The 14,046-nt window shown below is 41.9% G+C and carries 12 protein-coding genes and 1 riboswitch; of the genes, 9 read left to right on the top strand and 3 right to left on the bottom strand.

Translation table 11 applies throughout. From position 1 onward, the window contains the following. Positions 1 to 105 precede the first annotated feature (105 nt). Together CKV62_RS04805 and poxB are read right to left on the bottom strand one after the other, a co-directional pair. Positions 106 to 1,713 carry an IS1182 family transposase gene (locus CKV62_RS04805; protein WP_095065940.1) on the bottom strand — a complete coding sequence of 536 codons (1,608 nt, stop codon included), beginning with the start codon at positions 1,711 to 1,713 and terminating at the stop codon, positions 106 to 108. 175 nt (positions 1,714 to 1,888) lie between these two features. Next, on the bottom strand, positions 1,889 to 3,631 hold the full coding sequence (gene poxB, locus CKV62_RS04800; RefSeq protein ID WP_095065939.1) for a ubiquinone-dependent pyruvate dehydrogenase: 1,743 nt from the start codon (positions 3,629 to 3,631) through the stop codon (positions 1,889 to 1,891). 168 nt (positions 3,632 to 3,799) lie between these two features. After that, positions 3,800 to 3,915: riboswitch (FMN riboswitch) on the top strand. A 74-nt stretch (positions 3,916 to 3,989) separates the two neighbouring features. Between poxB and ribD the strand changes: the two genes are divergently transcribed. The 9 genes from ribD (at position 3,990) to CKV62_RS04755 (ending at position 13,161) form a co-directional block, all read left to right on the top strand. Continuing rightward, positions 3,990 to 5,204, top strand: coding sequence for a bifunctional diaminohydroxyphosphoribosylaminopyrimidine deaminase/5-amino-6-(5-phosphoribosylamino)uracil reductase RibD (gene ribD / locus CKV62_RS04795; protein WP_095065938.1), 1,215 nt, complete (start codon positions 3,990 to 3,992; stop codon positions 5,202 to 5,204). Then, positions 5,185 to 5,841 (top strand): riboflavin synthase, encoded by a 657-nt coding sequence (locus CKV62_RS04790; RefSeq protein ID WP_095065937.1) that lies wholly within the window; start codon positions 5,185 to 5,187, stop codon positions 5,839 to 5,841. The genes ribD and CKV62_RS04790 overlap by 20 nt, the downstream gene beginning before the upstream one ends. A 20-nt stretch (positions 5,842 to 5,861) precedes the next feature. Further along, positions 5,862 to 7,064: a bifunctional 3,4-dihydroxy-2-butanone-4-phosphate synthase/GTP cyclohydrolase II gene (locus CKV62_RS04785; protein ID WP_095065936.1), complete on the top strand. Its 1,203-nt coding sequence runs from the start codon at positions 5,862 to 5,864 to the stop codon at positions 7,062 to 7,064. A 66-nt stretch (positions 7,065 to 7,130) separates the two neighbouring features. Continuing rightward, positions 7,131 to 7,592, top strand: a complete 462-nt coding sequence (gene ribH / locus CKV62_RS04780; RefSeq protein WP_095065935.1) for a 6,7-dimethyl-8-ribityllumazine synthase — start codon at positions 7,131 to 7,133, stop codon at positions 7,590 to 7,592. Between the two features lie 23 nt (positions 7,593 to 7,615). Next, a complete protein-coding gene (gene hslO / locus CKV62_RS04775) occupies positions 7,616 to 8,494 on the top strand; it encodes an Hsp33 family molecular chaperone HslO (RefSeq protein ID WP_095065934.1) in 879 nt (292 codons plus the stop codon). A 110-nt stretch (positions 8,495 to 8,604) separates the two neighbouring features. Then, on the top strand, positions 8,605 to 9,399 hold the full coding sequence (mtnP, locus tag CKV62_RS04770) for an S-methyl-5'-thioadenosine phosphorylase (protein WP_095065933.1): 795 nt from the start codon (positions 8,605 to 8,607) through the stop codon (positions 9,397 to 9,399). A gap of 30 nt (positions 9,400 to 9,429) precedes the next feature. Continuing rightward, the gene (gene mtnA / locus CKV62_RS04765; protein WP_095065932.1) at positions 9,430 to 10,494 is read left to right on the top strand and encodes an S-methyl-5-thioribose-1-phosphate isomerase; all 1,065 of its coding nucleotides are present in this window, start codon (positions 9,430 to 9,432) and stop codon (positions 10,492 to 10,494) included. A gap of 53 nt (positions 10,495 to 10,547) precedes the next feature. Continuing rightward, positions 10,548 to 11,792, top strand: coding sequence for an adenosylhomocysteinase (locus CKV62_RS04760; protein ID WP_095065931.1), 1,245 nt, complete (start codon positions 10,548 to 10,550; stop codon positions 11,790 to 11,792). A gap of 79 nt (positions 11,793 to 11,871) precedes the next feature. After that, entirely contained in the window at positions 11,872 to 13,161 is a 1,290-nt protein-coding gene (locus CKV62_RS04755) for an amidohydrolase (RefSeq protein WP_095065930.1), read from the top strand. A 135-nt stretch (positions 13,162 to 13,296) separates the two neighbouring features. On the opposite strand, the gene CKV62_RS04750 is transcribed toward CKV62_RS04755, so the two are convergent. After that, positions 13,297 to 14,046 (bottom strand): class I SAM-dependent methyltransferase, encoded by a 750-nt coding sequence (locus CKV62_RS04750; RefSeq protein WP_095065929.1) that lies wholly within the window; start codon positions 14,044 to 14,046, stop codon positions 13,297 to 13,299.

Below are 14,046 nucleotides of genomic sequence, written 5' to 3'. Positions count from 1 at the left end.
GAAATACCAAGAAAATTAGGTTTATAAAATCCTAGATTTTCTTGGTGTTTTTTGTTTTTAGACGCACCTAAATAGGCCATTAGGCCTATTTGCATTTTTCTTAGTTTAAGCAGTTCCTTTTACGGTGAATACTGTTGTATGAATTCGTCCTGCTTGTATTCGGTTGTGTAGTTTTGTAAGATTAAATCCCATCGCTAATAGGTACAACATTTTATGTACTTTACCAGTCCCTCGATGTAAAAAACGTCTAAATCCAAGATCCTGTTTTAAGACACCAAATGTACCTTCCACTTGAATGGAGCGGTTAATCCGCAATTGGACACCTGTATCACTAAGCAGTCTACGTTGGTTTTCTGCCAATACGGCATCATAAGCAGGGGTAATCTCAATTCTCTTTATAGGATTTACTGTTGTCTGTTTCGCATACGGTTGGCAGTCTTTTTTGTATCCACATCGGTTACAGGATTCACAAATATATACCTTTCGCTCAGATACAAATCCTGTTTTCTTTTTAATGTTACGTGTATAGGCATATTTTAATTGGCGCCCTTTAGCACATATAAACGAATCCTCTTCCGGTATATATTGCATATTACGAGCTTTACCAATATCGGTAGTCCATACCTTAGTCTTTTGTCTTTCATAATACTGTGGTTTTATACAAGATAGATACTGGTTGTGTTTTAACCACGTTAGGTTTTCATGGCTATCATAGCCGGCATCTGCCACTACATATTTGAAATGTTGTGTGTGAAGTCGTTCTAATTGTTGTACAAACGGAATTAATGTATTGGTATCATTAGGATTAGGGAATACACCAACTCCCATAATATATTCAAAATGAACAGCCAATTGTATATTGTAAGCAGGCTTAAGCTGTCCATTACGCATATGGTCTTCTTTCATACGCATAAACGTAGCATCAGGATCCGTTTTAGAGTAACTGTTACGTTCACCCATAATATACAATTGCTGTTCGTATTCTTTTCGCTTCTCATATAAGGATTCTGCTCGTTCGTACAAACGTTGTAACGGTGTTTTATGCTTGCCTTTCCCTTGTACCAACACCATATGCCGTACTTCAATTTCTTTAGCTAAAAAGGTATATACAAATTCATCGTTCATATAAAATGCATCTAAGCCCAATTCATTCCAGATATCTTGCTTGAGTACAGATAATTTAGTGGGTAACATAGATAGCTTTTTCTCTACAGCTTTACGCCATACAAACGTATATTTATTGGCATTAGCTTCTAGCTTGGTCCCATCAATAAATACTTCATTAAAGGTTAGTGTGTCACGTCTCGCAATCGTTTCCATTATCTGCGAAAATAAATTCATGAGTATATCTAGCGTACAACGTGCAAAAAATCGTTGAAACGTCATATGACTGGGGGTAGCATAACCTTGTAGTAGCCACATATAATTAATATTTTCCTCGCATTGTTGTTGGATCATACGTGTAGAATACACGCCGTTGGACATAGCATAGACAAAAATCTTAAACAGAATGTGCGGTGGAACTTTAGATTTTCTCCCGTTAGGAGAATACAAATGCTGTAACTCTGTATAGTCTAATTCCTCCAATACAGCATCGAGTAACCGCACAGGCGCTATTTCTTTTATCAAAAGGCCATATTCCAATGGTAAAACTAGTTGGCGAGGCATCGCTAGTTTGGTATAATTAAATTTATTGGTGTGGTTCTTTTTCATACTTAAATTATACCAATGGAATGGGTCCTTCGGGACCCTTTTTCCTTATAAAATACAGAAAAATAGCTATTAGTTGATTGTATATAATCAACTAATAGCTATTTTTAGTAGAAAGGGGCTGTTTTGTTACAGCCCCTTTTGAAAGATTTGCAGGATTAAATTGTAAAGTTAATCATTAATATAAGGATTTATATTTCATCCAGTTTGTTTTTGCCATTTCTTTGAGTTCCGTACCGCGACCGTCAAGAATTGCATTAATCAAATATTTACTGAATCCTTTAGCTTGCTGGTATGCAATCTTAGGAGGCATAGCAAGTTCCTGTTTATCGACGCGCACATTGATGATAACAGGTCCGTTATGGTTGAGTGCTTCCTTTATTTTTTCGTCTACCTCACTGGAATTTTCAATGCTGATACCCTTAATGCCGGCGGCTTCAGCCAGTTTTCCAAAGTCCGGATTTACGAAATCCGTTGCGTAGTCAAGATATCCGGAGGCCTTCATTTCCATAGCGATAAAGCTCAGTTCCTCGTTGTTGAATACAAATACTTTCACAGGAAGATTTAACTGTTTAAGTGTAAGCATTTCACCCATCATCATCGTAAAACCACCATCGCCGGAGAGGGAGATGACCTGGCGATTCGGACAGGCATTCTGCGCCCCTATGGCATGCATCATAGCATTAGCCATGGACCCATGATTAAAGGATCCTAGAATGCGGCGTTTACCATTGGTTTTCAGATGCCGTGCCGTCCAAATGACAGGAGTTCCCACATCAAAGGTAAAAATTGCATCCTCAGCAGCTAATGTATTGAGACGGTTCACGAAATATTGAGGGTGAATAGCTACACCGTCCGGTTCTGCCACGGCATAGCTGTCAAGATCGGAGCGGAATTTTTTATATGCCTTGCGGATTGTATCGATAAATTCCGTGTCGTCACGTTGAGAAATCAGTGGTAACAACTCCTTCAAGGTATCCTTCACATTGCCTATGATTCCCTGTGTTAAAGGAACACGACGCCCTAAGGCGCCAGAATCTCTATCGATTTGAACAACCTTCGCGTTTTCAGGATAGAAGGGACGATACGGAAAATCTGTGCCGAGCATGACAAGGGTATCACATTGTTCAATAGCGCGATATCCTGATGTATATCCCAATAAACCCGTCATACCTACATCATACGGATTGTCCCATTCCACCCATTCTTTGCCTCTGAAAGCGTGTACAACAGGGGACTGTAAACGTTTAGCCAATTCCACAACTTCGTCATGAGCGCCTTCACAACCGGCACCGCAGAATAAGGTAATACGCTTACCGGACTCAAGATGAGCTGCCATTTCTTCTATATCACTTCGTTGCGGGATGATATGAGGTAATTTAGGATGATGCCATACCGATAATTCATCAACTTCCATTTCCATAACTGCAATATCTCCAGGAAGGACAATAACCGCAACATCCTGATTGCCTACGGCCGCATTCATGGCTCGGAATAAGATTTCCGGCATTTGTTTAGGACTTGATACCAGTTCACAGAAGCAGGAGCACTCTTTAAACAGATTTTCCGGGTGTGTTTCCTGAAAGTAACTCAAACCGACTTCAGACTGGGGGATGTGAGAGGCAATCGCCAATACGGGCACACGGTTGCGATGGCAATCAAATAGACCGTTTATTAAATGTAAATTTCCTGGACCGGAGCTACCCGCACATACTGTGAGTTTGCCCGTTAATCCTGCTTCAGCACCGGCGGCAAAGGCTGCAGTTTCCTCATGGCGTACATGTTCAAACGCAATCTTACCGTTGCGACGCAAACTATCGTTTACAGAGTTCAGACTGTCTCCTGTAATACCATAAATACGTTCTATACCCGTATCGGCAAGAACTTCTATTAGAACATCTGAAATACGTTTTTTTGCCATACTATCACCTATATCTATATATAATAATAAATATCAAAATAATGATTTATTAAACCATATAATCTATACTAAACCTGTTCAAATACTAATTATGTGAGAAATGTTACAATTGTCTTATCCTTGCATAAGGCTTATAAAAGTGTTACTATTAATTTATAAACAAAATAGATGAGTCTTTGGGGATAGGTGAAATTCCTTACCGGCGGTATAGTCCGCGAGCCTTATAGGTATGAATCGGTGTAATTCCGATACCGACAGTAGAGTCTGGATGAGAAAAGACGGAGCACATAATAGGTATGTGCTATTTATGATGACCCGAAGGACTATGCATATAGTCCTTTTTTTATTGAGGTGATATGTGATGGATGACGTAGTATATATGAAACGCGCCATTGCACTGGCAAAATTGGCCGCAGGCCATACGGCACCCAATCCGCTGGTAGGGGCCGTAGTTGTAAAAGATAATGAAATAGTAGGTGAAGGGTATCACCATAAAGCGGGGACCGCCCATGCGGAGGTTCATGCTTTGGATCAAGCCGGAGATCGGGCAGAGGGTGGAACTTTATATGTAACATTGGAGCCTTGTTCTCATTACGGCAAGACCCCTCCATGTGCATTACGTATTATTGAATCCGGTATACGTCGAGTTGTTATCGGCAGTACTGATCCGAATCCGCTCGTATCAGGTAAGGGGATTACTATGTTGAAAGAGGCAGGTATCGAGATAGTATCCCCAGTTTGTTTATGCGAATGCAGTGAATTGAATGAGCACTTTTTTACTTATATTCAAACGGGTAAACCCTTTGTCACCTTAAAGAGCGCCATGTCATTAGATGGTAAAATCGCCACTTTTACAGGTCAATCTCAATGGATTACAAATGAATCATCACGGCGTGACGGTCACGTATTGCGAGCCACACATGATGCGATGCTTATCGGCATCGGTACGGTATTGGCCGATGATCCGCAGCTGAACTGTCGTCTTAGTGATGAAGAATTAGGTAATGCCTTGCTGGATAATGATATTCTCAATAGTCCCATTCCGGTCCATCAACCGGATGTTATCGTTCTGGACAGTTTGGGTAGGACGCCTGTTACAAGTCGTATTTTTGATGTGAAGGAGCGGTCGGTGCATATTTTCGTATCTGACGGTTGTCCTAAGGAACGCATTAAGGCCCTTGAAAATGCAGGGGCGATTATTACGGTTATAGAGACCACATCTACACGTAAGAGTCATAAAACGGATATTCTCATCGATATAAAGAAATTATCTATTGATGATGTTCTCACAAAACTGGGCAATTTAGGATATACATCTCTTTTAGTCGAAGGGGGCTCCGCCATCATCAGTTCCTTTGTAGAAACGAAGAACTTTGATAAGATTGTTACCTATATCGGTGATACGATTATCGGTGGCACCGATGCGACACCGGCTGTAGGCGGCAGAGGTTTTGAAAGTTTAGACGGTTCACCTCGGTTAACTTTCACGAAATCGACGGTGATTGATAATAATATTCGTATCGAGGCGTATCGTCAGGGAAGGAGGGGCGCTTATGTTCACGGGAATCGTTGAAGAAATCGGACGTGTTGAAAACATAAAAAAAGGCCCTAAATCCTTAGCCATAACAATACGGGGTAAAAAGATCTTTGATGATTTGAAAATAGGCGATTCCGTAGCGGTCAACGGGGTATGCCTGACGGCTAGAACAATCGGAGATGACGTGTTCACCGCTGATGTTATGCCCGAATCGATTAAGATGACGACGTTTACAAATCTGAAGGTTCATCAACCGGTCAATCTGGAACGTGCCATGCCGGCAAACGGTAGGTTCGGTGGACATATTGTGGCCGGTCATGTGGACGGGACAGGACGTATTATCAACCGTGAGCAAACGGACAATGCCGTAATTTTTACTATTGATGCACCGACATCCGTTATGGATTATGTCATTTATAAAGGTTCTATTACTATAGATGGCATCAGCCTTACCGTTATGCGACGTACAGACAGTAATTTTTCCGTATCCATTATCCCTCATACATTGAGTGAAACTATACTAGGTACTGCTCATATCGGTACGGAGGTGAACCTGGAAACGGATATTGCGGGACGTTATATACGTCATTTTATGAATATCGGTGTTGAACCGACTGAAGATAAAGAAGAAAAATCAATGCATTCCCTCCTGGTAGAGAATGGATTTATATAAGTAATAAGGAGAGTGTTCCCATGAGTGAACAATTACATTCTATTGAGGAGGTTTTACAGGACCTAAAGGTCGGTAAACCTGTTATCATCGTTGATGATGAAAGCCGCGAAAATGAAGGCGACCTCATCATCGCCGCTGAATTTGCCAGTCAGGAAAATATTAACTTCATGGTCAAATATGCACGCGGCATCGTGTGTACGCCGATGCGTCGCGAAGCTCTTGAGAAGCTTGGCATTCCTGCGATGGTATCTAAAAATACGGATAATCACGAGACGGCTTTCACAGTGACCGTGGATCATGTAGATACCACAACGGGCGTATCGCCGGCGGAACGGGCGTATACGATTCAAAAATTGTTAGACCCGAATGCCAAACCGGAAGATTTCCGTCGACCTGGACATGTGTTCCCGCTTGTCTACAGAGAGGGAGGCGTTTTAGTTCGTCAAGGCCATACAGAGGCATCTATTGATCTTTGCCGCCTGGCCGGGCTACAGGAGGCAGCCGTTATCTGTGAAATAACAAAGGATGACGGTGATATGGCCCGCTTGCCGGATTTGTTGTCATTTGCAAAGAAACATGATCTTAAAATCGCATCCGTTGCAGAACTTATCGAATATCGTAAGCAACATGAAGATATGATAGAACTTGGAGCTTGCTCCAAATTGCCCACAAAATTCGGTGATTTCAATATCTTTGTATTTAAGAATGAATTAGATCACAAAGAACATTTGGCAATCGTTAAGGGCGATGTACAGAACTGTGATGACGTTCTCGTACGTATTCACTCAGAGTGTCTGACGGGTGACGTATTCGGTTCAAAACGCTGTGATTGTGGTGAGCAACTAGATCACTCATTACGTGCCATTGAGAAAGAAGGCAAAGGCGTAGTTGTCTATATGCGACAGGAAGGCCGTGGTATAGGATTAACCAATAAGATTAAGGCCTATGCATTACAGGAGCAAGGTCTTGATACGGTGGAGGCTAATGAGCAATTAGGTTTTCCTGCAGATATGCGCGAATATTCATTGGCGGCTCAAATCATCCGTTTCTTGGGCATCAAGAGCATTCGTCTGTTGACGAATAATCCGGAAAAACGCCATGGACTGGAGCATTGGGGGATCGATGTAAATAGTCGAGTGCCGCTCATCATTGCCGCGAATAAATTTAATGCAGGCTATTTAAAAACAAAAGAAGAGAAAATGGGTCATATGTTAGAGAATTAACTCATATCGGCTTCAACACTATTCGTATAATAAAAATTCTTTTGAAAAAATACAGGAGGATATAACATGATGGTTCAAGAAGGTAATTTATTAGGTGCCGGTAAAAAATTTGCTATTATCGGTTCCCGTTTTAACGAATTTATTACGACAAAGTTGATCGGCGGTGCAGAGGACTGCTTATTACGTCATGATGTAAAACAGGAAGATATCACTGTAATTTGGGTTCCCGGTGCTTATGAAATTCCGTTAATTGCTAAAAAAGCGGCTTTGTCCGGACGTTATGATGCCGTAATTTGTGTAGGCGCCGTTATCCGCGGTGCTACAAGCCATTATGATTATGTATGTAATGAAGTGGCAAAGGGCATTGCTCATGTTTCTCTGGAAACAGGTATTCCTGTAATGTTCGGTGTCGTTACGACAGAAAATATTGAACAAGCTATCGAACGTGCCGGTACCAAGGCGGGTAATAAAGGATATGATTGTGCTATGGGCGCTATCGAAATGGTTAACCTTATTGATCAAATCTAATAGAATGTGCAGGAAATACTGGAATGGATTATATAAAACGTTTTACCACTCGTGAAGGGGTCCGTATGTCATTGGCCGTTACAACGGATACGGTTGAAACGGCACGCATACGTCATGATTTATGGCCGGTTGCGACGGCTGCATTAGGTCGTGCCATAACAGGGGCCATTCTGTTAGCCGGAGACTTCAAGAACCATGAAAATGTAAGTCTTCGCATTAAAGGTGATGGGCCTCTTGGCGTTGTCCATGTGGATGCTTTTTCGGATAACACGGTGCGCGGCTACGTAGATGAACCACATGTGGATGTACCGCTTAAATATGAAGGAAAGCTTGATGTAGGTGCGGCGGTTGGTCATAATGGCGAAGTGCAGGTGACTCGTTTCACACAGCTTGCACAGGATTATACATCCGCCAGTCCTATCCAAAGTGGTGAGGTGGCGGAGGATTTGGCTTATTATTTGTATGCCTCTGAACAGGTGCCGTCAACTATCAGTCTTGGTGTATTGGTTGACCCTGATTATCACACGGTTGTAGCCGGCGGATTTATCGTACAGGCTTTACCGGATGCAACGGATACGGCATTAGCACAGGTAGAAAAAAACATCAACGAATTAGGCCCTGTAACTGAATATTTAAAGGCTCATCCGGATGGTACAGGCCTTGTAGAACGAGTGCTCGACGGACTGACTGTTAATGAAGTATATAATGAACCGATTCATTTTCAATGTCGTTGCGGTCGAGATCGTTTTGCCGGTGTTCTTATGACATTACGTGAAGAAGATAAAAAGGCTCTTCTAGAAGACGAAACGACAGAACTTGTATGTCATTACTGTAATGAAAAATATCATTTCAGCCGTGAGGAACTGAAAGAGATGTTCAGCTCGAAAGGTCTTATACAATAAGACCTGTAAAGATGATTATAAAATATAGAGGCTATAGGCTTTTGGTATAGCCTCTTTTTCTATTCTGTGAGACAATAAAGACGAACATGTATTAATTACAGGAGGTTACTATGAGTGCAATTGGTGTAATCGGCGGTACCGGTGTATACGATCCATCTATCTTTGAAAATATTCATGAAGAATCATTAATGACACCATATGGTGAAATTGATTATGTACAAGGTACATACCACGGAAAGACCGTTATTTTTGTGGCCCGACATGGTAAAGATCATACGATTCCTCCGCACAAGATAAATTATCGTGCTAATATTTGGGGTTTAAAAAAATTAGGTGTTACCTTTATCATTTCTACGACCGCAGTAGGTTCATTAAACGAAAACTTTAAACCCGGTCATTTTGTATTAACGGACCAATTCTTAGATTTTACCAAAAACCGCATCACCACATTTTATGAAGGTGGTGATCGTCCGGTGGCTCATCTGGATGTAACTAATCCATATTGTCCGGAATTGCGGGACATTCTGGAAAAGGTCGGCACAGAACAAGGCTTATCTATTCATAACGGCGGGACCTATGTATGCACAGAGGGCCCGCGATTTGAAACGCCGGCCGAAATTAAGATGTTCCACATGCTTGGTGGCGATACGGTAGGTATGACAAATATACCTGAAGTAAATCTCGCAAATGAGGCGGAAATAGCATATTCCACAATTTCTATGATTACAAATTATGCAGCAGGAATTTCCGAAGATGTCTTAACGCATGGAGAAGTGGTTGAAATGATGGCGAATATGGCATCACAACTTAAATCTCTTATTCTGGGTGCCATTGATGTTATCGATGTGGATGCCCGCTATGATGCACATAATCGTATGCATGAATACGGCGGCTTTAAATTATAATAAGGTTCTGAACCGTACAAAGGGGGATCTATGAATAATATTGAGTGGCAAGAGTCTACTTTAATCTTATTGGATCAGACGAAATTACCTACAGAGATTTCATATATTAACTGCACCGACTGGCGTCAGGTGGCAGAGGCGATTAAAATGCTTCGTGTTCGCGGGGCTCCGGCTATCGGCGTTGCTGCCGGCTATGGACTTATTTTGGCGGCTATGGAGGCAGCAAGACTTGATGCTCCGTTTAACGAGCAGTTAGTTACTTTTTATGACTTTAGTGAAAATCTTAAGGAAACACGTCCTACCGCCATTAATTTGGCATGGGCCGTAGAGCGCATTGTAAACCTGGTGAAAGCTGAGGCTAAAACTTCATCTGACATGGAGCACATTATAAAAATTATTACAGCAGAAGCCGAATTGATTCATAAAGAAGATGTAGGACTTAACAGACGTATGGCCGAGGCCGGGGCCTCTTTATTTGAAGGGCAGCGCAATTTACGTATTCTGACGCATTGCAATGCGGGGGCATTAGCTACAGGCGGAGTAGGTACGGCATTGGGTGTCATTCGCAAACTACATGAAAAAAGTCAGTTGGAACGCGTTTATGCGGACGAAACGCGTCCGTTACTTCAAGGGGCACGTCTCACAGCCTTTGAATTATATGAAGACGGTATTCCCGTTACATTGGAGACGGATAATATGGCGGCTTATGCTATGCAACAAGGATTAATTGATGCCGTAATTGTCGGTGCGGACCGTATTACCACAAAAGGCGATGTAGCGAATAAGATCGGCACTTATGGATTGGCTGTTCTCGCTAAATTCCATAATATTCCGTTCTATGTGGCTGCATCGTACAGTACATTTGATTTTACCTTAAAAAATGGTAGTTACATTCCCATTGAAATGCGAGATGATTATGAAGTTACATCATTCCACGGCGTACAAACTGCACCGGAAGGCATAGATGTACTCAATCCCGCTTTTGATGTGACCCCCCATGAATTGGTTACGGCCATCATCACGGAAGAAGGCGTTCTTACACCTGACTTTGAGGAATCTATCGGTAAATTGCGCCATATTGTACATAACAAATAATTGTATTCGTTTTTTCATAGATTTATATAAGAAATTTTATAGAGGTAGATATTATGCAGTCGTTGATCAAAGATATTAATCTTGCTCCTGAAGGACGCAAGAAGATTGAATGGGTTTCCAATTTTATGCCTACATTGAATACATTGGGCGATCGTTTTGAGAAAGAACAGACTTTCAAAGGACAAACCATCGTGGTAAGTATTCATTTAGAGGCTAAAACCGCATATCTTGCAACCGTATTAAAACGAGGCGGTGCCGATGTTATCGTAACAGGTTCTAATCCGTTATCCACTCAGGATGATGTGGCGGCAGGGCTCGTAGACATGGGAATTACCGTATACGCCTGGTATGATTGTACGGATGAAGAATATTTCAATTTCCTTCATAAGGCACTTGATCACAAACCTCATATTATTATCGATGACGGTGGAGATCTTGTAAATTTATTACATACTTCGCGCCAGGATGCAAAGGAACGTCTCATAGGCGGCAGTGAGGAAACAACGACAGGTGTACATCGTCTATATGCATTGGAACATGCAAAACAGTTGACGTTCCCTATGATTGCCGTCAATGATTCGAATTGTAAATATCTTTTTGATAATCGCTATGGTACGGGACAATCCGTATGGGACGGCATCATGCGTACGACGAATCTTACCGTAACGGGCAAAAATGTCGTCGTTGCCGGATATGGATGGTGCGGCAAGGGTGTTGCCATGCGTGCCAAGGGACTCGGTGCCCATGTATACGTAACCGAAGTGGATCCAATCAAGGCGATTGAAGCTGTATTCGACGGTTTTACCGTATTGCCTATGATTGAGGCCGCCAAGGTGGGGGATATTTTCTGTACCGTAACAGGCTGTAAAGATGTTATCGTAAAAGAACATTATGAAGTGATGAAAGATCGGGCTATCATGTGTAACGCAGGTCACTTTGATTGCGAAGTGAATGTAAAGGATCTCACGGAGGTTGCTGTAAGTCATGAACGTGTACGTCAAAATATTGAAGGATATACGATGTCTGACGGTCGCAAACTATATGTATTAGCTGAAGGTCGACTCGTAAACCTTGCGGCCGGAGATGGTCATCCTGCTGAAATTATGGATTTATCTTTCGCTATGCAGGCATTGGCAGCGGAACATATTTTGCATAACGGTGCCAATATGGAAGCAAAAGTGTACGTATTACCTCATGAACTGGATAGGGAAGTTGCAAAAATCAAATTATATTCCATGGGATATAATTTGGACACGTTAACACAGGAGCAAATCGATTATTTGACAAAGGTGAATTGATAGATTTAGTTCTGCTAGAGCGAAATCTGTAAATGCTTAGAAAAGGCTTATGTTGCAATGTTAACTTAAAGGAGATATTATGTCCGATTTATTAATTACCCATGTGGACATCCTCACCGATGAGGGGGTTCTTAAAAATCACGCCATTGAAATTGAAAATGGCTATATCACATCAATTCTAACCGATGATGAAGCCTCAAGCGTGAAAGCAAATGCGAAGGAAACTCTGGATGGGAAGGGGCAGTTGGCCGCACCTGGCCTTGTAAATACTCATACTCATATTGCGATGGGGCTGTTTAGGAATTACGCGGATGATTTGGAATTGATGGACTGGCTGGAAAATGCAATCTGGCCGACAGAGGCCAAATTAAACGATGATTATGTGCGTTGCGGCACACAGCTGGGCATAGCGGAAATGTTACGATCCGGCACGACTACTTTCAGCGATATGTATTTCTTTATGAATACGACTGCGGAGGTGGTGAAGGAAACGGGGATACGTTCCGTACTGTCTCGCGGGCTTGCCGGTGTTTCTCCGACAGCAGACCAGGCATTGGCGGAAAATACGGATTTATATCGCACTTGGAACGGATTCGATAATAATCGTATCAAGGTTTTACTGGGACCTCATGCACCCTATACATGTCCCGATGCATACATGGAAAAGGTTATCGCTTTATCACATGAGCTCAATTGCGGCATTCACATGCATCTATCCGAAACAAAGGGGGAAGTGGAGAATGTGATGAAAGCAACCGGTAAAACACCGATTGCTCATATGTATGATTTAGGACTCTTCTGGAATACGACATTGGCGGCGCATTGTGTACATGTGACCGACGAAGATATGAACATTATGGCTGAAAATAATGTAGCCGTTGCCCATAATCCTCAATCCAATTTGAAATTGGCAAGCGGCATCGCCCCTGTTCCTGAAATGATTGCCAAAGGTATTACCGTAGGTCTTGGAACCGATGGCTCCGCTTCTAATAACAATGCGGATATGCTTGAAGAAGTCCGTTTAGCGGCGACCCTTCATAAAGCTCGTCTATACGACCCTAAAGCTATTCCCGCGCAAGTTGCATGGGCTATGGGGACTGTAGAAGGTGCAAAGGCGTTAGGGTATAATGATTTAGGACTTTTGAAAACAGGTTATCGTGCTGATATTGTATTATATGATGTATCGGGCATGCACTGGATGCCTCGCTACAATGATTTAGCCGCACTTGTATACTCCGCTAACGGCTCTGATGCCAATACCACAATTGTAGGTGGTAAAATTCTTATGAAAGATAAGGAACTGCTTACTATTGATGAGGAAAAATTAAAAGCTGAAATCAATAAGGCTCAAGCTTATTTTAGTAATTAGAAGCGGCCAATCCTAAAATATAATTTATCGTGAACTATACCTTTGTTGATTCTATCATTACGGATAATCAACAGTAAAAAGAAAACCCACTCATGATCATTGTAGAGTGGGTTTTGTATTATATAGAGGCTTACTTTATTTAACTGCTTTTACCAAGAACATGGGTACGGGAATGTAAAATTCGTCTTCTTCATTGTAGATGCGAGGTCCTACTGTCGGATCAACGGTGACAGATGTAACCCCTAATGTATTGAGTAATTCTGTATCCCAACGGGGGCGTTGAAAGGATGAAATTTCTAACATATGGTATATAGTATGGCATTTATCGAGTAATTCAGGTCTGATATGTTCGTGTGCATTGTGCACAGATGCGGGCAAGTGATGATGATTTCTAGCGTGCTCCGCGTCATAATTGAGCAACAGTCCTCCGGGTTTCAATACGCGAAGCCATTCTTTATAGGCATGATCCGGATTCGGTAAATTCCATGTTACATTACGTGCTACTACAACATCAAAGATCTCATCATCAAAGGTTAAATGCTCAGCATCCATAACGAAAAATGTAGCGTTGCAGGCCAATGATTTACTTAATGAGTTGGCCTCATGAATCATATCAGGTGTAATATCGATACCGTGAACTTCATGTTCTTGCTCTGACAGAATGATACTGAAAAAACCGGTCCCGCATCCGATGTCCAATATATGTAGATTTGAACCTAACTTATTCAGATGACTCATCAGTTCATTACGCCATAGATTTAACTTTGTACTGTTAAGCTCCTTAGCACGTAAAGCACTGAAATCATGAGCGCGCTCGCTCCAGTATGATGTAATAAATGTTTTATCCTCCTCCGTAGGAGTATGATGGTTAAATATATCGTTCAT

The sequence above is a fragment of the Veillonella rodentium genome, from assembly GCF_900187285.1.
Classification (GTDB): domain Bacteria; phylum Bacillota; class Negativicutes; order Veillonellales; family Veillonellaceae; genus Veillonella; species Veillonella rodentium.
This window is presented reverse-complemented; position numbering and strand designations above follow the sequence as displayed.